Origin of the sequence: Actinoplanes sp. G11-F43, assembly GCF_050589265.1 — a bacterium.
Lineage (GTDB): Bacteria > Actinomycetota > Actinomycetes > Mycobacteriales > Micromonosporaceae > Actinoplanes.
Genome location: NZ_JBNZCE010000004.1, coordinates 230,218 through 249,957 on the forward strand (window position 1 = coordinate 230,218; position 19,740 = coordinate 249,957).

Sequence of the window (19,740 nt, forward strand, 5' to 3'; positions counted from 1 at the left end):
CGGGGCAAACAGGTCCGCTCAGTGCCCGGCCGGGCGGTCCGTGGCGGGATGCTCGCGGGTGAACTTCTCGGACGGGTCGTCCAGCAGCTCCTTGACGATCGAGGCGTGCATCTCCGGCGGGAGATCACCGGGCGTCTCGACGGTGGCGGCGGCCGGGACCGGTGCGGACGGCACCTCGCGCCGGCCGGAGCGGATCGCCCCGAGCAGGCCGGCCACGCCGAAGAAGATCAGTCCGCCGGCCACGATCCAGCCCACCGCCGGGAGCTGGAGGGTGATCACCTGGGAGAGCGCCCACCAGAAGGCGATCAGCAGGAAGATCAGGCCGAAGCTGAGGGAGACTCCGTCCATGCGGTGCGGCTTCATCGGATCACCTCCAGGTTCCCGGCTTCCATCCGGATGTCGAGCACGAGCGTGCCGTCGTTGGTGCCCTGCGAGCCGGCGTTGGTCACCTCGTGCAGGGCGCTGTCGTTGAACTCCTCGTTGAAGAGGACCATCCGGCCGCCGTCGACACCGGCGGTGACCGTGGTGTCGACCGCGTCGGGCAGCAGCACCCTCAGCTGGCCGAGTTTCATGCCGATGCCGATGGTCTGGCTCTGGCCGGTGAAGTCGACGGCGCGCAGGTCCAGCGTGACGTTGCCGACGTTGAAGTCGTACTGATCGGCGACGGCGGTGATCGCGGCCGGGCGGTAGACGCTGGGCGTCCAGTCCTGGCCGAACCGCTCCAGCCCGGACGAGACGCCGAGGGCGAAGCTGAGCACCAGGGCCAGCGCGATCAGGCCCCGGGCCCGGCCGAACCAGGTGCCGACGATCAGGCCGAGCGCGGTGGTGACCAGGGCGGCGGCGAAGTAGGCCGAGATGCTGACGTCGACACCGCTCATGTCGACCGCGGCGATCAGGCCGGTCACCATGACGACCGCGAAGAAGGTCAGCCGGCCCAGGATGGAGCGCTCCTTCGGCGGTTTCGGCGCCTTCGGCGGGGCCGTCGGCGCGGGTGGCGGCGGTGGCGGGCCGGCGAACGGGCCGTGCGGTGCGAACGGCGGGCGGAAACCACCGGTGGGCGGGGCCGCCGGAGGTGGCGGGGTGTACGCCGGAGGTGTGTACGCGGGCGGCGGGGTGTACGCCGGAGGTGGCGTCGCCGGCGCACCGGCCGGTGCGGACGCGGGCGCCGCCGCGAACGGCACGGTCGGCTCCGCCGGGGCGGCCGGGCCCGGTGCGGGACCGGGCGGCGCGGGTGGCGCGGGTGGCGGCTGTGGCGCCGAGCCCGGGAAGGACACCGCACCACCCCGCTTGATCAGCAGGAACGCCCCGAGGACCACGACCGCGGCGAGCATGCTGGCCCGGGCGCCGGAGTTGACGATGAAGGCGAAAGTCAGCAGGGCGCCACTGCCGAGCAGCACCACCGAGAGCGGTGCCATCCCGGACTGGCCCTTGCCGAGCAGGGACTCGATCGGGGATGCGGTGTCACCCTCGGACGGGATGATCAGCCAGCCGATCAGATAGAGCAGGACCCCGGCGCCGCCGAGGACACCGAGCACGGCGAGCAGAACCCGCCAGAGCACCGGGTCGGTGTTGGTGGCCCGGGCGACGGCGCCGCAGACACCGGCCACATAGCGCCCCTGATGAGGGCGGACCAGTTGCTGACGGGCCCAGGCCGCCGAGGCCGCGGACACCCAGGGCGGCACGTTGGAGCCGGGCGGAAAGCCGCCGGGCTGGTCGGAAGGTGCCTGGTCGCCCTTCGCGGGACCGGCACCGGACGCTTCGTCGTTCATGCTTTCGATCCTGCTCGCGCCGCCACCCGAGCCGCTTCCGGAACCGACCCTGAGGCCACCCTGAGAAATAGGGCCGCTAGACCGGGGAACATCCCCGTGGCCCGAGCCCGGCTCACGTGTGACGATCGGAGGGTGACCACCACTGCCGTGAACCCACCGCGCCGGCTCTACCGGCCCCGCGACCAGCGCATCGTCGCCGGAGTCGCGACCGGGCTGGCGCGCCATCTCGGCATCCCGGTGCTGGCCGTGCGCATCACGCTCGTCGTCCTGCTCGGCTTCAACGCCCTCGGCCTGCTGCTCTACGCCGCCTACTGGGCGGTGCTGCCGCAGGAGGCGCGCGCCGACGAGGAGGCGCCCCGCCGTGACATCGGCGCCCTGCTGCCGTTCGCGGCGATCGGCATGGGCGTGATCCTGTTGCAGGCCCTGGTCTTCGAGGACCAGGTGGCCACCACGGCCGGCTGGATGATCGCGGTGATCGCGGTCGGCGCCGGCGTGATCTGGCACCAGTCCGACCCGAGCCGCCGCGACCTGCGCTCGGAGAATCTGGCGGCCACCCCCTGGTTCACCGCGATGGTGTCGGAGAACGACAGGCGCTCCTTCCTGTTCCGGTTCATCGGCGGCGGCATCCTGGTCGCGGTCGGGATCATCGGGGTGGTCGCGGTCTACTCGCCGTCCGAGTCGATCGGCGCGGTGTTCAACGGTGTGATCTTCGCCTTCGTCGGTCTGCTCGGCGTCGGTGTGGTGGTCGCCCCGCTGGTCTGGCGCACGTTCGGCCAGCTGCGGGCCGAGCGCGAGGGCCGGATCCGGGAGCAGGAGCGGGCCGAGCTGGCCGCGATGATCCACGACCAGGTGCTGCACACCCTGGCCCTGATCCAGCGCAACTCCACCGACATCAAGGAGGTGCAGCGGCTGGCCCGGGGGCAGGAGCGCAGCCTGCGCAACTGGCTCTACCGGCCGACCGCCTCGCCGGCCGAGCGGTTCGCCGCCGCGCTGGAGCAGGCCGCGGCCGAGGTGGAGGACACCTACGCGATCACCGTGGAGACGGTGGTGGTCGGCGACACCCAGTGCGACGAGAAGGTGGCGGCGCTGGTGGCGGCGGCCCGCGAGGCTCTGGTGAACGCGGCCAGGCATGCCGGGGTGCAGACGGTTTCGCTCTATGCCGAGGTGGAGGAGGATGAGCTGAGCGTGTTCGTCCGGGATCGGGGCGCGGGCTTCGATCTCGGCGGCGTGGCGGAGACCCGCCACGGGGTCCGGGGGTCGATCATCGGGCGGATGCAGCGCCACGGAGGGCGCGCCGAGATCCGGAGTGCCCCCGGAGACGGTACGGAGGTGCGGCTCATGCTTCCCGTGATGAGGGAGAGCGTGACCGCTGGTAAGGAGTCAGTGCGATGACCGAGCCCGTGATCGAGCCGGAGGCCCGGCGACTGAACGTCTTCCTGGTCGACGACCACGCGATGTTCCGCGCCGGAGTGCGTGCGGAGCTGGGTGCCCACGTCGACGTGGTGGGGGAGGCGAGCACGGTGAGCGAGGCGATCAGCCGGATCGGCGCGATCCAGCCGGATGTGGTCCTGCTCGACGTGCACATGCCCGACGGCGGTGGCCGTGCGGTGCTGGAGTCGGTGCGCCGCACCCACCCGCAGGTGCGGTTCCTGGCCCTGTCGGTGTCGGATGCCGCGGAGGATGTGATCGGTCTCATCCGGGCCGGGGCCCGTGGCTATGTGACGAAGACGATCTCGCCGGACGAGCTGGCCAAAGCGGTGCGCAGAGTGGCCGACGGCGACGCGGTGTTCAGCCCGCGGCTGGCCGGTTTCGTGCTCGACGCGTTCGCTTCCCGGCCCGATGTGCCGGTCGCGGACCCCGAGCTGGACCAGCTCACCAACCGCGAACGTGAGGTGCTGCGGCTGCTGGCGCGGGGTTATGCATACAAGGAGATCGCTAAAGAGCTCTACATCTCCATCAAAACCGTTGAGACGCACGTCTCCAATGTGCTGCGTAAATTGCAGATGAGTAACCGTTACGAACTGTCACGCTGGGCGGCCGATCGGCGCCTTGTCTGACCCCTCAACGGTTGCTCATCGGAGCCATTCGGCTAGGCTGCGCTCCGTGCCGTGATGAAAGCCCCCCGGAGTTTTCCCAGCTCAGAAGCGACGAAAACGGCTTGACGGGATCTATGAGGCTAATATCGGCTTGATAACGGGGCTCCGGGTTTTCGTGTCTCTGTGTCACAGTGGCAGCTACTCACACACCCCCTCGTGAGCGCTCCTGAAGGAGGCACCCCCGATGCTCGGGAAACGCCCATGGAAGCTGGTGGCCGTTCTGGCCGCCATCTCCCTGATGATCGCCGGTTGCGGCGGTGGTGACTCGGATGACGAGGCCGCCAACTCCAACACGGTGGTGATCGGTCTCTCCGAGCCGTTGCACCTCCTTCCCACGAACGCCACCGACGTCAACGCCACCACGGTGCTGTACTCGCTGTTCTACCCGCTCGTCGAGTTCAACTCGCGCAAGGAGGCGATCGAGGTCGCCGCGGAGTCGATCACGCCGAACGCCAGCAACCGGGTCTGGACGATCAAGCTGAAGCCCGGTTTCACGTTCCACAACGGCGAGCCGGTGACCGCGCAGAACTACGTCGACGCCTGGAACTACGGCGCCTACGCGCCGAACGCTCAGACCGGCAGCTACTTCTTCCAGCGCATCGCCGGCTACACCGACGTGAACCCGGAGGACCCGGACAAGAACGGTCCGCTGAAGGCGCCGGCGCCGACCACGGACAAGATGTCGGGTCTGCAGGTCATCGACGACCTGACCTTCAAGGTCACCCTCTCCGCGCCGTTCTCCAGCTTCAAGACGGTGCTCGCCTACTCGGTCTTCTACCCGCTGCCGAAGGCCGCGTTCGCCTCGCCGGGCGTGATCGCCGAGGGCTTCGAGGAGTCGATCATCGGTAACGGCCCCTTCAAGATGAAGGGCAAGTGGGAGCACGACAACCAGATCGTGGTGGAGAAGGTCGCCGACTTCAAGGGCAAGGTCCCGAAGATCGACGGTGTCACCTGGAAGATCTACCAGGACGAGCAGACCGAGTACGCGGACCTGGTCACCGGCAGCCTGGACGTGCAGACCAGCATCCCGATCGAGGCGCTCTCCAGCGCGCCGGCCGACCTGGGTGAGCGGTTCCAGCGCAGTGAGAACTCGGGCTTCGACGCCCTCGGCTTCCCGGTCTACGAGAAGGCGTACCAGAACAAGGACGTCCGCCGGGCCATCTCGATGGCCATCAACCGCGATGAGATCGCCGAGCAGATCTTCCTCGGCTCCCGGTCGTCGGCGACCGCGTTCGTCTCCCCGGTGGTCCAGGGCTACCGGGAGAACAGCTGCGGCGAGGCCTGCGTCTACAACCCGAAGAAGGCCAAGGACCTCTACGACGCCGCCAACGGCCCGAAAGAGATCCAGATCACCTACAACGTCGACGGTGGTCACAAGGCCTGGGTCGACGCCACCTGCAACCAGATCACCGCCGCGCTGAGCGTCAACTGCGTCGGCAACCCGGTGGCGAAGTTCGCCGACCTGCAGACCATGGCCAAGGCTCGAGAGCCGATCGGCATGTTCCGTCTCAGCTGGTCGATGGACTACCCGCTGATGGAGAACTACCTGGGCCCGCTGTTCAGCACCAACGGCTCGTCGAACTTCTCCGGCTACTCCGACGCCACCTTCGACAACCTGATCAAGCAGGGTTCGGCGGCGAGCACCCCGGCGCAGGCGATCAAGAAGTGGCAGCAGGCCGAGGACATCCTGGTCCGGGACATGCCGTTCATCCCGCTGCGCTTCTCCAACAACGTGTACGGCTACTCGGAGAAGGTGCAGAACGTCGAGGTCGACCTGTTCATGAAGGTGAACCTGTACGACATCGAAACGGTCGCCTGATCTGACCGCCTGAACACTGGTGGCGTCACGGGGAGCATGCGACCGTGGCGCCACTACTGTGTCGTCGCCCCACTGATCTCCGTCGCGAGGCTTAACCCGAATGTTCCGCTACATCGTGCGGCGCTTACTACAGATGATCCTGACCTTCTTCGGGGCCACCTTCGTAGTCTTCGCGCTGATGTTCGCCAACCAGGACGACCCGATCCAGGCGCTGGCCGGCGAGAAACCGGTCAGTGACAGCGTCCGCGCCGTGCTGACCGAGCGCTACCACTTGGACGAGAGTTTCCTGGTCCAGTACTGGTACTACATGAAAGGCCTGCTCACCGGCGACCTGGGTCGTTCGATGACCGGCCGGGACATCTCCGACATGCTGCTGGACGCCTGGCCGGTGACGCTCAAGCTGGCCCTGCTGGCGGTCGGCATCTCGGCCCTGATCGCGGTCACCGCCGGTGTCTGGTCGGCGATCCGGCGCGGCGGCCTGTTCGACAACGGCACCCTGCTGGTGACGCTGCTGCTGCTGGCCATGCCGATCGTGGTGCTCGCCCCGGTGGCCCAGCTCGTCTTCGCCATGGAGTTGCAGTGGTTCCCGGCGACCACCACCCGCAACGCCACCCTGTACGCGTTGCTGCTGCCCGCCCTGGTGCTCGCCACCACGGTGGTGGCCACCGAGCTGCGGGTCACCCGTACCTCGGTGGTGGAGAACCTCCGGGCCGACTATGTGCGCACCGCCCGGGCCAAGGGCCTGTCGCCGCGCCGGGTGACCTGGGTGCACGTGCTGCGCAACTCGCTGATCCCGGTGATCACCCTGATCGGTGTCGACCTGGGCGCCCTGATGTCCGGCGCGATCATCACCGAGGAGGTCTTCAACATCCCCGGTGTCGGGTTCAACCTGGCCCGGGGCATCCGCACCGAGGACGGGCCGCTGGTGGTCGGTTTCGTCAGCGTCCTGGTCATCGTCTTCCTGGTCGTGAACCTCATCGTCGACCTGCTCTACGCCGCCCTCGACCCCAGGATCCGTTATGAGTGACCCCAACATGATCGCCGCGGCCGAGGTTCCCGCGAGGACGCGCAGTCTGGCCGGGGACGCCTGGGCCGACCTGCGTACCAACAAGATCTTCTGGGTCTCCGGGGTGCTGGTCGTCCTGATCCTGCTGATGGCGGCCGTCCCGTCGCTGTTCACCTCGGCCGACCCGGCCTCGTGCGCGCTGTCCAACCAGCACAAGGGCCCGGGCGGCGGAGCCTGGTTCGGGTACGACTTCCAGGGCTGCGACGTCTTCGCCCGGACCGTGTACGGCACCCGCAACTCGATCGAGGTCGGGCTGCTCGCCACCCTGCTGGCCGGGGTGATCGGGATGTTCTTCGGGCTGACCGCCGGCTACTTCGGCGGTGTGGTCGACGCGGTGCTGTCCCGGCTGACCGACGTCATGCTCGGTGTGCCGCTCCTGCTCGCCGCGGTGGTCCTGTCCGGCCGGCTGACCGGTCCGGCCGACGACGGGGTGAGCGCGGTGACGCTCACTCTGGGCGTGCTCACCTGGACCGCCTCGGCCCGGGTGATGCGGTCGGCGGTGATCGCGGCGAAGAACCAGGACTACGTGGCGGCGGCCCGGATGCTCGGCGCCGGCCCGGCCCGGCTGATGTTCCGGCACATCCTGCCGAACTCGATCGCCTCGTTCATCGTGGTGCTCACCATTCTGCTGGGCACCAACATCGCCGCCGAGGCGACCCTCTCCTACCTCGGGGTCGGCCTCAAGGGCCAGGCGATCAGCTGGGGACTGCAGATCGCCGAGGCCCAGGACTACGCCCGGATCGCGGCGCACCCGCTGGTCTGGCCGTCCGTCTTCCTCGCCGCCACTGTGCTGGCCTTCATCATGCTGGGCGACGCGATCCGCGACGCCTTCGACCCGAAGCTGCGGTGACCCGACCCATGACCGACCTCAAGGCGCAGATCGACGCCCTGCCCGGGCTGGACCCGCGCGCGCCGCTGCTCCAGATCAACGATCTGCACGTCGAGTTCCGCACCCGCGACGGCGTGGCCAAGGCCGTCAACGGGGCGAACTTCTGGCTGAACCCGGGGGAGACCCTGGCCATCCTGGGCGAGTCCGGCTGCGGCAAGTCGGTGACCGCCCAGGCGATCATGGGCATCCTGGACAGCCCGCCCGGCTTCATCACCAGGGGCGACATCCGCTACCGCGGTGTCGACCTGCTCAAGCTGCCGGAGGCCGAGCGCCGGAAGGTGCGGGCCAACCGGATCGCGATGATCTTCCAGGACGCGCTGTCCGCGCTGAACCCGGTCTACAGCGTCGGCTTCCAGCTGGCCGAACTGTTCCGGGTGCACCGGGGGATGTCGCGCCGGGACGCCAAGAGCCGGGCGATCGAGCTGCTCGACCAGGTGCGGATCCCGGGGGCGCGCAGCCGGGTGAACGACTACCCGCACCAGTTCTCCGGCGGCATGCGGCAGCGCGTGATGATCGCGATGGCGCTGGCCCTGGACCCCGAGGTGCTGATCGCCGACGAGCCGACCACCGCGCTCGACGTCACCGTGCAGGCGCAGATCATGGGCCTGCTCGCCGAACTGCAGCGCGAACGCAACATGGGCCTCATCCTGATCACCCATGACATGGGTGTGGTCGCGGACGTCGCCGACCGGATCTCGGTCATGTACGCCGGCCGCGTGGTCGAGGAGGCGCCGGTCTACGACATCTACGCGCGCCCCGGTCACCCGTACACCCGGGCGCTTCTCGAATCGATTCCGCGTCTTGATCTCAAGGGCCGGCAGCTCAGCGTGATCCGGGGATTGCCGCCCGTGCTGACCGACATCCCGGCCGGGTGCGCGTTCAACCCCCGTTGCCGGTACGCCAAGGATCCGTGCCGTCAGGATCCGGCGCCACCGGCGTACTCGATCGCCCCGCATCGCACCGCCCGCTGCCACTTCTTCCGGGAGGTCCTCGGTGAGTGACGTCGTCCTCGAGACCAGGGGCCTGGTCAAGCACTTCCCGGCCAGGAAGAGCGCGGTCCGGGCGGTCGACGGGGTGGATCTGCAGCTGCGGCGCGGCGAGACCCTCGGTGTGGTCGGCGAGTCCGGCTGCGGCAAGTCCACACTGGCCAAGCTGCTGGTCGGCCTGGAGAAGCCGACCGACGGCTCGATCGTGGTGCGCGGTCAGGACATGACCCGGCTCAAGGGCGGTGACCTGCGCCGGGCCCGCCGCAACATCCAGATGGTGATGCAGGACCCGTACACCTCGCTCAACCCGCGGATGACGGTCGGCGAGATCATCGGCGAGCCGTTCGCGATCCATCCCGAGGTGGTGGCGAAGGACAAGCGGCGACAGGCCGTGCAGGATCTGCTGGACACCGTCGGCCTGAACCCGGATCACGCCAACCGGTACCCGCACCAGTTCTCCGGCGGCCAGCGGCAGCGCATCGGCATCGCCCGCGCGCTGGCGCTCAAACCGGAGATCATCGTCTGCGACGAGCCGGTGTCGGCGCTCGACGTGTCCATCCAGGCTCAGGTGATCAACCTGCTGGAGCGGCTGCAGGACGACTTCGGGCTGTCGTACATCTTCATCGCCCACGACCTGTCGGTGGTCCGGCACATCTCCGACCGGGTGGCCGTGATGTACCTCGGCAAGATCGTCGAGCAGGGTCATGACGTGGCGATCTACGATCAGCCGACCCACCCGTACACGCAAGCCCTGCTCTCCGCCGTGCCCGTGCCGGACCCGCGGCTGCGGGGCCGCCGCAACCAGATCGTGCTGGAGGGTGACGTCCCGTCGCCGGCCGACCCGCCGTCCGGATGCCGGTTCCGCACCCGCTGCTGGAAGGCCGAGCACATCTGTGGCGAGCGGGAGCCGGTGCTGCAGATCCGGGACCGGTCGCCGCATCCGAGTGCCTGCCACTTCGCGGCGGTCGACACCCGGTTCCAGGGTCGCTGACCGGCTGCGCAACGAGGCAGCCGCACGATTGTTACTACTTAGAGGATCAAGCGAACTAGTAAGTATTGGTGACCGAAAGGGCTACTTACTGAGCTTTGTCCTTTTCGCCCGATAAGGCATTGTCTGTTCCAGCGCTACCCGACTGAGAGGAAACGGTAAGCAGCATGAACAAGACGATGCGTTCGGTGACGATGGCCGGACTCGGCCTCCTCGCCGGTGCCACCATGGCGGCCGGCCCGGCCATGGCCTCCGGCAGCGACGCCGCCGCCACGGCGAAGCCGGAGAAGACCGCGGCCCAGCAGCACCGTCAGTACGGGACCGCGGTCGTCGGCTACTACGGCTCGCGGAGCGGTTGCCAGCAGGCCGCCGTCTTCGGCGGCAAGCGCGGGTTCTGGGCGGCGTCCGCCTACTCCTGCGACACGGTGCGCGTCATCCCGGCCGGCGTGGTCGGGGTCCGCCCGGGTGCGTACGCCCTGATCGTCGACCCGGACGCCTGCAACTGGGGCGCGGCGGGCTTCCAGAGCTACTACACCACCTCGGCGTTCCGCTTCGCCGGTGACGGCTTCCTGGCGTACGGGCCGCAGTGGCGGGCCTGGGTCGCCAGCCCGGTCGGCGTCAGCCCCTTCGGGTACCGCGGCGGCCGTTTCGTGGACTGGTACCGCTTCGGTAACCGCGGTCACGGCTGGGGCAAGCACTGGGGCAACTGGGGCGGCCAGTACGGCGGCGGCCACCACGGTGGCGGCAGCTACGGCGGCGGCAAGCCGGGCGGCAGCTACGGTGGCGGCAAGCCGGGCGGTAACTACGGCGGCGGCAAGCCGGGCGGCAGCTACGGCGGCGGCAACCCCGGTGGCAGCTACGGTGGCGGCAACAAGCCCGGTGGCGGCAAGCACGACGGTGACTACCGCGGTGGCAAGCCCGGCGGCGGCAAGAACAACAACGGCTACGGCGGCAACGCCAACGCGGGCTACGGGGGTGGCTCCAAGAGCCGTTGAGCAACAGTCACGGAGTACGCCTGACCTGAACGGATGCCCGGGTCCGGCAGCACTCCCGTGACGGCAAGACCTTTCGCTGGTGTCTTCTTTCCGCTGCGGCCGGGCTCATCAGAGCCCGGCCGCGGTCGTATCCGGCCGCTCAGAGCGGGCCGCGGCCGGACCGCAGCAGCAGCAGCGCGACCTGGGTGCCGTCCGGGCCGAGCGCCTCCCGGAAGTGCTCGATGATCTCCCGCTCGCGGGCCAGCACCAGGCGGGTGCCGCCGCTGGCCATCCGGGTCTTGCCGACCTCCTGGGAGAGCGCCGAGCGCTCCAGCCAGAGATCGATGATCGTTTTGTCGATCTCGTTGATCCGTTCCCGGATGCCACGGATCTTGTCGGCGGCCGCGTCCTCGCCCGCGCCGGTGGCCTGGTCCATCACGTCGGCGGTCATGTCGTGCTCCTCGGGTGCTGGCGTCCCGGGCTGCCCGGCCCGGACAGCATCAAGCCCCGAGCTGGAGAGCCCGGGGCTTGATGTAGGTCTGGGAATCAGGAGCGACCCACGGCTGCCGGGCGTCCGGTGCCATAGGTAAAAAATCGCGCCTGCTGGATCACGAGCCGAGTATGCCCCCGCCCCGGACGGTCCCGCAAGAAAACCGCCCGAGTGTTGGGACGAAAGTTTGACCTGATCAGGAGGTCGTCGATATGCGGTCCGCCGGTCCGGGCGGGATCGGGCCGCCGGCCAGGTACGCCACGAGCGCGTCCACGTCGAAGCCCGGCGCGGTGACCCGCCCGGTGCCCACGGTCAGGTTGCTGAACCCGTCACCGCCGTTGGCCAGGAAGTCGTTGGTGGTGACCAGATAGCTCGCGGCCGGGTCGATCGGCGTGCCGTTCAGGGCCAGCGCGCCGACCTTCGCACCGGCCGGGGCCGAGGCGCTCCAGGTGTACGTCAGACCCGCCGACACCTGCAGGATCCGCTGGGTGGTCTGCCCGCCGAAACCGGGGAACTGCTGCTCCAGCACGTTCTTCAGCTGGGCGCCGGTGAACGACTGGGTGACCACCAGGTTGTTGAACGGCTGCACGGTGAACGCCTCGCCGTAGGTGACCTGGCCGTACGCCTCACCACCGGAGGACTGGTCGGCGTCCAGGTCGGCGCGGATGCCGCCCGGGTTCATCAGAGCGATCTGCGCGTCGGTGTACGCGAGTTGCGCGTCGGCGATCACGTCACCGAGCGGGCTCTCCCCGGCCGGGGTGGCGGTCCGGGTGATGTCCGCGCTGATGCTGCCGACCAGCCGGTTCGCGATCGGCGCGACAGCCGTGCGGTACTTGTCGGCGACCTTCTTCGCGGCCGCGTCCACAGTGTCCGGGTTGCGCAGGAAGTTGCCGGCGGCGTCGCGCCGCCAGCCGCCGTCGCCGTCCGGCACACCGTTCTCCACGATCACGTTCTTCGCGGTGACGCCGGTGAACCTCCCGGTGCGCCGGTCCAGGGTGTAGTCGATGTCGGTGACCAGCTGCCCGTTGGCGCCGGCGCTGGTCACGACGGTGTCGGCGCCGGTGCTGTTGGGCAGCTTGCACGAGTAGAACCGGTGCGTGTGCCCGGAGATCACCACGTTGATCTCCGGGTTGAGCCCGGCCACGATCGGCACCAGCGGCCCGGTGAACCCGGTGCAGTCGGAGACCCCCGGCGTCGGGCCGGCCGCGGCCTGCGTGCCACCCTCGTGCAGCAGCAGGACCTGAGCCCGCACCCCCAACCGCTTGAGTACGCCACTCCACTTGTTCGCCGTCTCCACCTCGTCGGTGAAGGTGACCTCGGTGATGCCGGCCGGGTTGACGATGCCCGGGGTGCCCTCCAGCGTCATCCCGATGAACCCGACGGGCACGCCGTCGACGAACCTGATGTCGACCGGCGGCAGGATCGGCAGCTTCGTCCTCTTGTCGATGGTGTTCGCCGCCAGATAGGTGAACTTCGCCCCCCGGTACGGGTCACCGTCCTGGCATCCGTCGACCGGGTGACATCCGCCGCGCTGGATGCGGATCAGCTCGTCCACACCCTCGTCGAACTCGTGGTTGCCGACCGAACTGACCTGCAGCCCGATCTGGTTCATCAACTCGATCGTCGGCTCGTCGTGGAAGGCCGCACTGACCAGCGGAGTCGCCCCGATCAGGTCACCGGCCCCGGCGGTGATCGTGTGCTTGCCGCCGGCCCGCAGCCTCTTCAGGGTGGTCGCCAGGTACTCCACCCCACCGGCCGGGGTGCTGGTGCCGCTCGCGTTCACCACCGCGCCGCTGCCGGTGGGCGGGTCGATCGCGCCGTGGAAGTCGTTGTAGCTGAGGAACTGGCCGGTGACCACCGGCCCGGTGGGCTTGCCGAAGGAAGCGGTGACCGGGGCGAACTCGGCCGCCGTCGCGGTGCTCGGAATCGCGGTGACCACACCGGCGGCGGCCAGCACGGCCACCGGAAGGGCGAGGTGCCGCCGTCGAGGTAGAGGCATCCCCGCAGGCTATCGCCGAACATCGATCGACGGGCCGGTCGGCGGCGAAAAGGTGTCGGGGGGTCGGCATACACTGGCTCCCGCGATGCGACCTTCCTCAGAACCTTCCGACGCACTGTTCTCCCTCCCCGCGGTGCGGGTGCCGGAGACACCACGGCCGGCGCCCCGGCCCGCGGCTCCGCGGCTCGACCCGGAGTCGCTGCTGACCGGCCTGAACGGGCCGCAGCGGGACGCGGTCACCCACTCCGGGGGACCGTTGCTGATCGTGGCCGGCGCGGGTTCCGGCAAGACCCGGGTGCTGACCCATCGGATCGCCTACCTGCTGGCCGAGCGCCACGTGCACCCCGGCGAGATCATCGCGATCACGTTCACCAACAAGGCCGCCGGGGAGATGAAGGAGCGGGTCTCCCAGCTGGTCGGCCCACGGGCCCGGATGATGTGGGTGTCGACGTTCCACTCGGCGTGCGTGCGCATCCTGCGCGCCGAGCACGAGCACGCCGGGCTGAAGAGCACCTTCTCGATCTACGACGCCGACGACTCCCGCCGGCTGATGACGCTGGTCGCCCGCGAGCTCGACCTGGACCCCAAGCGGTACACCGCCCGTGGCCTGGCCGCCCAGGTGTCGAACCTGAAGAACGAGCTGGTCGAGCCGGAGGAGTTCAAGGCCGGTGCGAAGGGCCCGAACGAGCGGGCCGTCGCCGAGGCCTACGAGCTGTACCAGCGGCGGCTGCGCGAGGCGCACGCACTGGACTTCGACGACATCATCATGACCGTGGTGCACCTGTTCCAGTCGCATCCGCACCTGGCCGAGGCGTACCGTCGCCGCTTCCGGCACGTGATGGTCGACGAGTACCAGGACACCAACCACGCGCAGTACACCCTGATCCGCGAGCTGGTCGGCACCGGCGAGGAGGCGTCCGAGCTGTGCGTGGTCGGTGACGCGGACCAGTCGATCTACGCCTTCCGCGGCGCCACCATCCGCAACATCCTGGAGTTCGAACGGGACTACCCCCAGGCCCGGACCATCCTGCTGGAGCAGAACTACCGCTCCACCCAGACCATCCTCACCGCGGCCAACGCGGTCATCGACCGCAACACCTCCCGCAAACCCAAGCGGCTCTGGAGCGATCAGGGGCAGGGCGAACAGATCGTCGGCTACGTCGCCGACACCGAGCACGCCGAGGCCGACTGGGTGGCCCGCGAGATCGACCGGCTCACCGACAACCATGACGTACGCCCCGGCGACGTGGCCGTCTTCTACCGGACCAACGCGCAGTCCCGGGTGTTCGAGGAGGTGTTCATCCGCGTCGGCCTGCCGTACAAGGTGGTCGGCGGGGTCCGCTTCTACGAGCGCAAAGAGGTCCGCGACGCGCTGGGCTACCTGCGCGCGATCGTGAACGACGACGACACGGTCAGCATCCGGCGGGTGCTGAACACCCCGAAACGGGGCATCGGCGACCGGGCCGAGGCGTGTGTCGAGGCGCTCTCCTCGCGGGACCGGATCTCGTTCGGCCAGGCGCTGCGCCGGGCCAAGGAGGCGCCCGGCATCTCCACCCGGGCGGTCAACAGCATCACCGACTTCGTGCAACTGCTCGACGACCTGCGGGTGCTGGCCGTGACCGCCCCGCCGGAGGAGGTGCTGGAGGCGGTGCTCCAGCGGTCCGGCCTGCTCAGCGAGCTGGAGGAGAGCCTGGACCCGCAGGACCAGGGCCGGGTGGAGAACCTTCAGGAGCTGGTGAGCGTCGCCCGGGAGTACACCGAGCGCGTCGAATCCCTCGCCGACGAGGGGGAGGAGCAGGTGGCCACCCTGGCCGGGTTCCTGGAGCAGGTGGCGCTGGTCGCCGACGCCGACCAGATCCCCGACGACGACCCGGACCACCAGGGCGTGGTCACCCTGATGACCCTGCACACCGCCAAGGGCCTGGAGTTCCCGGTGGTGTTCCTGACCGGCCTGGAGGACGGCGTCTTCCCGCACATGCGGGCGCTCGGCGACAACTCCGAGCTGGAGGAGGAGCGCCGCCTGGCGTACGTCGGGATCACCCGGGCCCGGCAGCGGCTCTACCTGTCCCGGGCGGTGACCCGGTCGGCGTGGGGTCAGCCGCAGTACAACCCGCCCTCCCGGTTCACCGACGAGCTGCCGGCCGAGCTGGTCCGCTGGGAGCGCACCGGTGGGTCGTACACCTCATGGTCCGGCACCGGCGGCGGGGTCGGCGGACGCGGTGGTTACGGCGGCGGCGACCGCCAGCGCGGCGGCGGTTTCTCCGGCGGTACGCCCAAGGCCCAGCGCATCGCCGAACGGCTCGGCATCGACGCCAGCAAGCTCACGACGGCGAGTGAGATGAAGCAGGCGCCGAAGGTCGATCCGGGTGACCGGGTGAACCATCAGCGCTACGGCTTGGGCCGGGTGCTGGCGGTGGAGGGGCAGGGACCGGGGACGCGGGTGCAGATCGACTTCGGCGATCAGGTGATGTGGCTGATCCTCCGGCATGCTCCGATCGAGAGACTGTAGGAGCCGGGTTCTCGCACCCGGGGATCGGCACGCCGTGCGCCCGCATCCAGGCGGTCGGCTCGACCGGGTTCTGGAAATACCCTCGATGCACCTCGAAGTGCAGGTGGGGTCCGGTGGAGTGCCCGGTGGAGCCCACCTCGCCGACCGGTGCGCCGGCCGCCAGCACCTGACCGGCCCGGACCAGGATCGTCTGCATGTGGGCGTAATGGGTCAGCCAGCCGTCCCGGTGGTCGATCAGCACCGCGTTGCCGTACCCGCCGTTCGGCCCGGCCGCGACGACCATCCCGGCCCCGGCCGCGAGGATCGGGGTGCCGAGCGGGGCGGCCAGGTCGATCCCGGCGTGCAGCCGGCCCCAGCGCGGCCCGAAACAGGAGGTCAGCCAGGCCGTCGGGGTCGGGTGCACCCATCCGGCGGCCGGCTTCAACCGGGCCGGGTTCAGCCGCGCCGGGTTCAGCCAGGCCGGTTTCCGCCGGACCGGGGAGGCGGCCCGCACCCGGGTCTTCGGCAGCGGGTCGAGCCGGGGATGGCGTTTGCCGGGGGCGTCGTCACCGGCGGGCGGGACGATTGGCCAGGCGGCCGGCGCGTGCGCTGCGGTCGGTAACCGGCGGCCGTCCCGGGCGGTCCCGGGCGGGGACGCCGACGCGGCGACACTCGCGGCCCCGGCGGCGACGGCCAGGACGGCGGTCAGCGCGGTCATCGCGACGGTGGTGCGGCCTCGCCGGAACTGCCGACGGTGTCTGCCGACGTAACCGGACGAGGCATGGCTGGATGGGGCATGGCTGGATGAGGCATGGCTGGATGGGACGTGGCTGGATGGGACGTGGCCGGACGGCGAGTGCTGGCGCACGCTGACTGCTCCTCCCGACCGGGGGTGACCTGGTGCTGTCACCTAACCTGTCGGCCGGAGGGCCGGAAGCGATGAGTTTTCCCGCGAGGTCGCCGGTTTGAAGCCGGTCCGGTGGGAAAGAGGAGAGATCAGGAAGCCTCTGCCGCGGCGATGCCGGCGTAGACGGACTCCATGTTGAGCTTGATGTCGACGCCGCGATCCCGCAGGAAGGTGATCGGGTCGGTCGGTGTGCCCTTCACGTGCACTTCGAGGTGCAGGTGGTAGCCGTACGAGAAGCCGGTGTTGCCCACCTCGCCGATCACCTGACCGGCCTTGACCTGCTCGCCGACCTTGGGGATGACCCGGCGGGAGTGGGCGTAGATGATCTCGGTGCCGTCGTCCTGCTTGACCGTGATCGAGTTGCCGTAGCCGCCGTTGTAACCGGACTGGGTCACCACACCGGCGTGCACCGCCTTGTAAGGGGTGCCGTCCGGGGCGGCCAGGTCGATCCCGGCGTGCAGCTGGCCGAAGCGGACTCCGTAGCCCGAGGTGAACTCGTAGTCGTCGAGCGGCAGGAGGTAGACCTCCTCCGCCGAGACCTCGGCGCTGAGCTCGGTGTTCGCTCCCCGGTCCTCACTACGGGAGGCGGCGCCCTCGCCGGAACGGTTCTCCAGGGCCTCGGTGGCGACCGAGGAGTTGTGCGAGAGACCCTGCAGGGCCTCGGGGTCGATCGTCTTCGAGTCCGGGAGGTTCGAGGCGGCGCCCAGAGCGACCACGCCGGCGCCGACGAAGGCGGAGGTGACGACTGCCGCGTAACGGCTGCGGGGAGGGGTTGGTACGCGACGCCGGCCGCGATAGCGATCGGGCTCAGACGACAAGCGCTGGCGCACGAAGGATCCTCCGTCAGTGGCATTACGGCGGCGCGGCACAGGTTCGGACCCCGGGAATTGGGTTGAACAGGAGACCGGCCGGGCTGTCACTGTGGGGGAACCTGCGTGACAGCCGTGGCCACGGTAACGAAACGGCAGCCCCGTCACAAGTCGCAGCGCCAATTTCGTGACAGTTCCTGGTCAGCATTGATCAGCTATTGTCCGAATTGGTTACCTTTCCCGAACCCCGTTCTGACAACCCTCGGTAATGGAGTTGGAAACGGAAAGTAATGTGACCCAGGCAACTATTTCGCCCCGGGGCGGTCCTGGCCGCCCGCTTCCAGCGCTCCGCGCCGCGGGTTAACCTTCGTTCAGGTGACCGAGGAGGGCCGGCATGCAAGCACGGATCAGAGTGGTCGTCGCCAAGCCTGGGCTGGACGGACACGACCGCGGCGTCAAGGTCATCGCGCGCGCGCTGCGCGATGCCGGCATGGAGGTGATATACACCGGTTTGCATCAAACGCCCGAGCAGATCGTCGAGACCGCGATTCAGGAGGACGCCGACGGCATCGGGCTGTCGGTCCTCTCCGGGGCGCACATGACGCTCTTTCGCAGAGTGCTGGAACTGTTGGCGGAGCGTGACGCCGGCGACATCGTGGTATTCGGCGGAGGCATCATTCCGGAGGCCGACATCACCGAATTGCAATCACTCGGCGTAGCCGCGCTATTCACACCCGGTGCGTCACTGGAATCCATCGTCGAATGGGTCCGCGCCAATGTGGTGACCCCGGTCGCCTGAAAGAACAGGTCAGCGCAAGGGGAGAGGCCGGACGCACCCCTCACACGTCCGGCCTCTCTATGCGCGATGCCCCGCCGCCACCCCTCGACCGACAGGGCATCGGCCGCTTGCTCGCCGGGCGCCCGAGCGCTCCGACAACACACTCAACGACACCCCGCCGAGCGGGTTACGGCGCTTTCCGGCGACTTTTGCGGCAGGTCTTCCGGCAATCCCCACCGGCACTCCGTACCCGCCGGCCCCAACCGCCCCGGAGCAGCGAATTCGTCCCTCTGGTGTGTGGTCTTGCACACCGTGTACCCGCGCGGGCACGAAGCCCGATTCGGTCGCTAGTCTGCGAATGAAGGCCGTTCGGCAGGTTCCTGCCGTCCGGCCGGACGATCCTCACGCTGGCGGCGCAGGAGCGACGCGCCGCGCACACAACAGGTCGGGACGCAATGGTGCGGCTTGCCGGCGCTTGGCGTCGCGAGCGAAAGGAGACACGTGGACCTGTTCGAGTATCAGGGGCGCGACCTGTTCGAACGGCACGGGCTGCCCGTGCTGGGCGGCGGCGTCGCCGAGACCCCGCAGGAGGCCCGGGCGATCGCCGAGCGTCTGGGCGGCAAGGTCGTCGTCAAGGCGCAGGTCAAGGTCGGAGGCCGCGGTAAGGCCGGCGGCGTCAAGCTGGCCGACGGCGCAGACGAGGCCGAAGCCCGCGCGACCGACATCCTGGGCATGGACATCAAGGGCCACACGGTCCACAAGGTGATGCTGGCCGAGACGGCCGACATCAAGGAGGAGTACTACTTCTCCTACCTGCTGGACCGGGCCAACCGCACCTTCCTCTGCATCGCCAGCGTCGCCGGCGGTATGGAGATCGAGACGGTCGCCGAGGAGGACCCGGACCGGGTCGCCAAGGTCGCCATCGACGCCAGCAAGGGCGTGGACGAGGCCAAGGCCCGGGAGATCGTCGCCCTCGCCAAGTTCCCGGCCGAGGTCGCCGAGCAGGTCGTCGACATCGCGGTCAAGCTGTGGGCCGCCTTCGTCGCCGAGGACGCCACCCTCGTCGAGGTCAACCCGCTGGCCAAGGTCGGCGACGGCCGGGTGCTGGCCCTCGACGCCAAGGTCACCCTGGACGAGAACGCCGGCTTCCGGCACCCCGACCACGAGGCCCTCGAGGACAAGTCCGCCGTCGACCCGATCGAGCAGGCGGCCAAGGCCAAGAACCTCAACTACGTCAAGCTGGACGGCGAGGTCGGCATCATCGGCAACGGCGCCGGCCTGGTCATGTCGACCCTGGACGTGGTGGCGTACGCGGGTGAGAAGCACGGCGGCGTCAAGCCGGCCAACTTCCTCGACATCGGCGGCGGCGCCAGCGCCCAGGTGATGGCGAACGGCCTGGAGATCGTCCTCGGCGACCCGTCCGTCAAGTCGGTGTTCGTGAACGTCTTCGGCGGCATCACCGCCTGCGACGCGGTGGCCAACGGCATCATCCAGGCCCTCGCCCTGCTCGCCGAACGCGGCGAGACCGTCACCAAGCCGCTCGTGGTCCGCCTCGACGGCAACAACGCCGAGGCCGGCCGCGCCATCCTCGACGGTGCCAACAACCCGCTTGTCGAGCGGGTCGACACGATGGACGGAGCGGCCGCTCGCGCCGCCGAGCTCGCGGCTGCGGGGAAGTGAAC

The 19,740-nt window shown here is 69.3% G+C and carries 16 protein-coding genes and 1 pseudogene; 11 read left to right on the top strand and 6 right to left on the bottom strand.

All coding sequences use genetic code 11. The annotated features are described in order from the left end of the window. Positions 1 to 18 precede the first annotated feature (18 nt). Together ACQ0O7_RS04910 and ACQ0O7_RS04915 are read right to left on the bottom strand one after the other, a co-directional pair. On the bottom strand, positions 19 to 363 hold the full coding sequence (locus ACQ0O7_RS04910; protein WP_430780525.1) for a phage holin family protein: 345 nt from the start codon (positions 361 to 363) through the stop codon (positions 19 to 21). Further along, positions 360 to 1,769, bottom strand: a complete 1,410-nt coding sequence (locus ACQ0O7_RS04915; protein ID WP_430780526.1) for a PspC domain-containing protein — start codon at positions 1,767 to 1,769, stop codon at positions 360 to 362. Before ACQ0O7_RS04915 ends, ACQ0O7_RS04910 begins: the two co-directional genes overlap by 4 nt. A 132-nt stretch (positions 1,770 to 1,901) precedes the next feature. On the opposite strand from ACQ0O7_RS04915, the gene ACQ0O7_RS04920 reads away from it, so the two are divergent. The 8 genes from ACQ0O7_RS04920 (at position 1,902) to ACQ0O7_RS04955 (ending at position 10,608) form a co-directional block, all read left to right on the top strand. After that, positions 1,902 to 3,161: a PspC domain-containing protein gene (locus tag ACQ0O7_RS04920; RefSeq protein ID WP_430780528.1), complete on the top strand. Its 1,260-nt coding sequence runs from the start codon at positions 1,902 to 1,904 to the stop codon at positions 3,159 to 3,161. Next, positions 3,158 to 3,826 carry a response regulator gene (locus tag ACQ0O7_RS04925; RefSeq protein WP_430780529.1) on the top strand — a complete coding sequence of 223 codons (669 nt, stop codon included), beginning with the start codon at positions 3,158 to 3,160 and terminating at the stop codon, positions 3,824 to 3,826. The genes ACQ0O7_RS04920 and ACQ0O7_RS04925 overlap by 4 nt, the downstream gene beginning before the upstream one ends. A 223-nt stretch (positions 3,827 to 4,049) precedes the next feature. Next, positions 4,050 to 5,684 carry a peptide ABC transporter substrate-binding protein gene (locus ACQ0O7_RS04930; RefSeq protein ID WP_430780530.1) on the top strand — a complete coding sequence of 545 codons (1,635 nt, stop codon included), beginning with the start codon at positions 4,050 to 4,052 and terminating at the stop codon, positions 5,682 to 5,684. Positions 5,685 to 5,784: 100 nt separating this feature from the next. After that, a complete protein-coding gene (locus ACQ0O7_RS04935; RefSeq protein ID WP_430780531.1) occupies positions 5,785 to 6,711 on the top strand; it encodes an ABC transporter permease in 927 nt (308 codons plus the stop codon). Next, positions 6,704 to 7,600: an ABC transporter permease gene (locus ACQ0O7_RS04940; protein ID WP_430780532.1), complete on the top strand. Its 897-nt coding sequence runs from the start codon at positions 6,704 to 6,706 to the stop codon at positions 7,598 to 7,600. Before ACQ0O7_RS04935 ends, ACQ0O7_RS04940 begins: the two co-directional genes overlap by 8 nt. 8 nt (positions 7,601 to 7,608) lie before the next feature. After that, a complete protein-coding gene (locus ACQ0O7_RS04945) occupies positions 7,609 to 8,640 on the top strand; it encodes an ABC transporter ATP-binding protein (RefSeq protein WP_430780533.1) in 1,032 nt (343 codons plus the stop codon). After that, entirely contained in the window at positions 8,633 to 9,616 is a 984-nt protein-coding gene (locus tag ACQ0O7_RS04950) for an ABC transporter ATP-binding protein (RefSeq protein WP_430780534.1), read from the top strand. Before ACQ0O7_RS04945 ends, ACQ0O7_RS04950 begins: the two co-directional genes overlap by 8 nt. 164 nt (positions 9,617 to 9,780) lie before the next feature. Continuing rightward, positions 9,781 to 10,608, top strand: coding sequence for a hypothetical protein (locus tag ACQ0O7_RS04955; RefSeq protein WP_430780535.1), 828 nt, complete (start codon positions 9,781 to 9,783; stop codon positions 10,606 to 10,608). 139 nt (positions 10,609 to 10,747) lie between these two features. Here the strand turns inward: ACQ0O7_RS04955 and ACQ0O7_RS04960 are convergent, their stop codons facing one another. Together ACQ0O7_RS04960 and ACQ0O7_RS04965 are read right to left on the bottom strand one after the other, a co-directional pair. Next, complete coding sequence (locus tag ACQ0O7_RS04960; RefSeq protein ID WP_430780536.1) at positions 10,748 to 11,038, bottom strand: chorismate mutase; 291 nt, start codon at positions 11,036 to 11,038, stop codon at positions 10,748 to 10,750. A gap of 235 nt (positions 11,039 to 11,273) precedes the next feature. Next, positions 11,274 to 13,076 carry a bifunctional metallophosphatase/5'-nucleotidase gene (locus ACQ0O7_RS04965; protein WP_430780537.1) on the bottom strand — a complete coding sequence of 601 codons (1,803 nt, stop codon included), beginning with the start codon at positions 13,074 to 13,076 and terminating at the stop codon, positions 11,274 to 11,276. Between the two features lie 85 nt (positions 13,077 to 13,161). Here ACQ0O7_RS04965 and pcrA point away from each other — a divergent pair, with 85 nt between their 5' ends. Then, positions 13,162 to 15,585 carry a DNA helicase PcrA gene (gene pcrA / locus ACQ0O7_RS04970; protein ID WP_430780538.1) on the top strand — a complete coding sequence of 808 codons (2,424 nt, stop codon included), beginning with the start codon at positions 13,162 to 13,164 and terminating at the stop codon, positions 15,583 to 15,585. Positions 15,586 to 15,676: 91 nt separating this feature from the next. Here the strand turns inward: pcrA and ACQ0O7_RS04975 are convergent. Both ACQ0O7_RS04975 and ACQ0O7_RS04980 read right to left on the bottom strand, forming a co-directional pair. Further along, positions 15,677 to 16,282, bottom strand: a pseudogene (locus ACQ0O7_RS04975) (M23 family metallopeptidase); the annotation flags it as partial. A gap of 278 nt (positions 16,283 to 16,560) precedes the next feature. Then, entirely contained in the window at positions 16,561 to 17,301 is a 741-nt protein-coding gene (locus tag ACQ0O7_RS04980; protein ID WP_430780539.1) for a M23 family metallopeptidase, read from the bottom strand. Between the two features lie 373 nt (positions 17,302 to 17,674). Between ACQ0O7_RS04980 and ACQ0O7_RS04985 the strand changes: the two genes are divergently transcribed. Continuing rightward, complete coding sequence (locus ACQ0O7_RS04985; RefSeq protein ID WP_430780540.1) at positions 17,675 to 18,079, top strand: cobalamin B12-binding domain-containing protein; 405 nt, start codon at positions 17,675 to 17,677, stop codon at positions 18,077 to 18,079. Between the two features lie 480 nt (positions 18,080 to 18,559). Then, entirely contained in the window at positions 18,560 to 19,738 is a 1,179-nt protein-coding gene (sucC, locus tag ACQ0O7_RS04990) for an ADP-forming succinate--CoA ligase subunit beta (protein ID WP_430780541.1), read from the top strand. Positions 19,739 to 19,740 lie beyond the last annotated feature (2 nt).

What these genes read in the sequence shown, in the direction of transcription:
- ACQ0O7_RS04910 (WP_430780525.1), bottom strand. Translation starts at nt 363, where the DNA reads ATGAAGCCGCACCGCATGGACGGAGTCTCCCTCAGCTTCGGCCTGATC.
- ACQ0O7_RS04915 (WP_430780526.1), bottom strand. Translation starts at nt 1,769, where the DNA reads ATGAACGACGAAGCGTCCGGTGCCGGTCCCGCGAAGGGCGACCAGGCA.
- ACQ0O7_RS04925 (WP_430780529.1), top strand. Translation starts at nt 3,158, where the DNA reads ATGACCGAGCCCGTGATCGAGCCGGAGGCCCGGCGACTGAACGTCTTC.
- ACQ0O7_RS04930 (WP_430780530.1), top strand. Translation starts at nt 4,050, where the DNA reads ATGCTCGGGAAACGCCCATGGAAGCTGGTGGCCGTTCTGGCCGCCATC.
- ACQ0O7_RS04935 (WP_430780531.1), top strand. Translation starts at nt 5,785, where the DNA reads ATGTTCCGCTACATCGTGCGGCGCTTACTACAGATGATCCTGACCTTC.
- ACQ0O7_RS04940 (WP_430780532.1), top strand. Translation starts at nt 6,704, where the DNA reads ATGAGTGACCCCAACATGATCGCCGCGGCCGAGGTTCCCGCGAGGACG.
- ACQ0O7_RS04945 (WP_430780533.1), top strand. Translation starts at nt 7,609, where the DNA reads ATGACCGACCTCAAGGCGCAGATCGACGCCCTGCCCGGGCTGGACCCG.
- ACQ0O7_RS04955 (WP_430780535.1), top strand. Translation starts at nt 9,781, where the DNA reads ATGAACAAGACGATGCGTTCGGTGACGATGGCCGGACTCGGCCTCCTC.
- ACQ0O7_RS04960 (WP_430780536.1), bottom strand. Translation starts at nt 11,038, where the DNA reads ATGACCGCCGACGTGATGGACCAGGCCACCGGCGCGGGCGAGGACGCG.
- ACQ0O7_RS04965 (WP_430780537.1), bottom strand. Translation starts at nt 13,076, where the DNA reads ATGCCTCTACCTCGACGGCGGCACCTCGCCCTTCCGGTGGCCGTGCTG.
- pcrA (WP_430780538.1), top strand. Translation starts at nt 13,162, where the DNA reads ATGCGACCTTCCTCAGAACCTTCCGACGCACTGTTCTCCCTCCCCGCG.
- ACQ0O7_RS04985 (WP_430780540.1), top strand. Translation starts at nt 17,675, where the DNA reads ATGCAAGCACGGATCAGAGTGGTCGTCGCCAAGCCTGGGCTGGACGGA.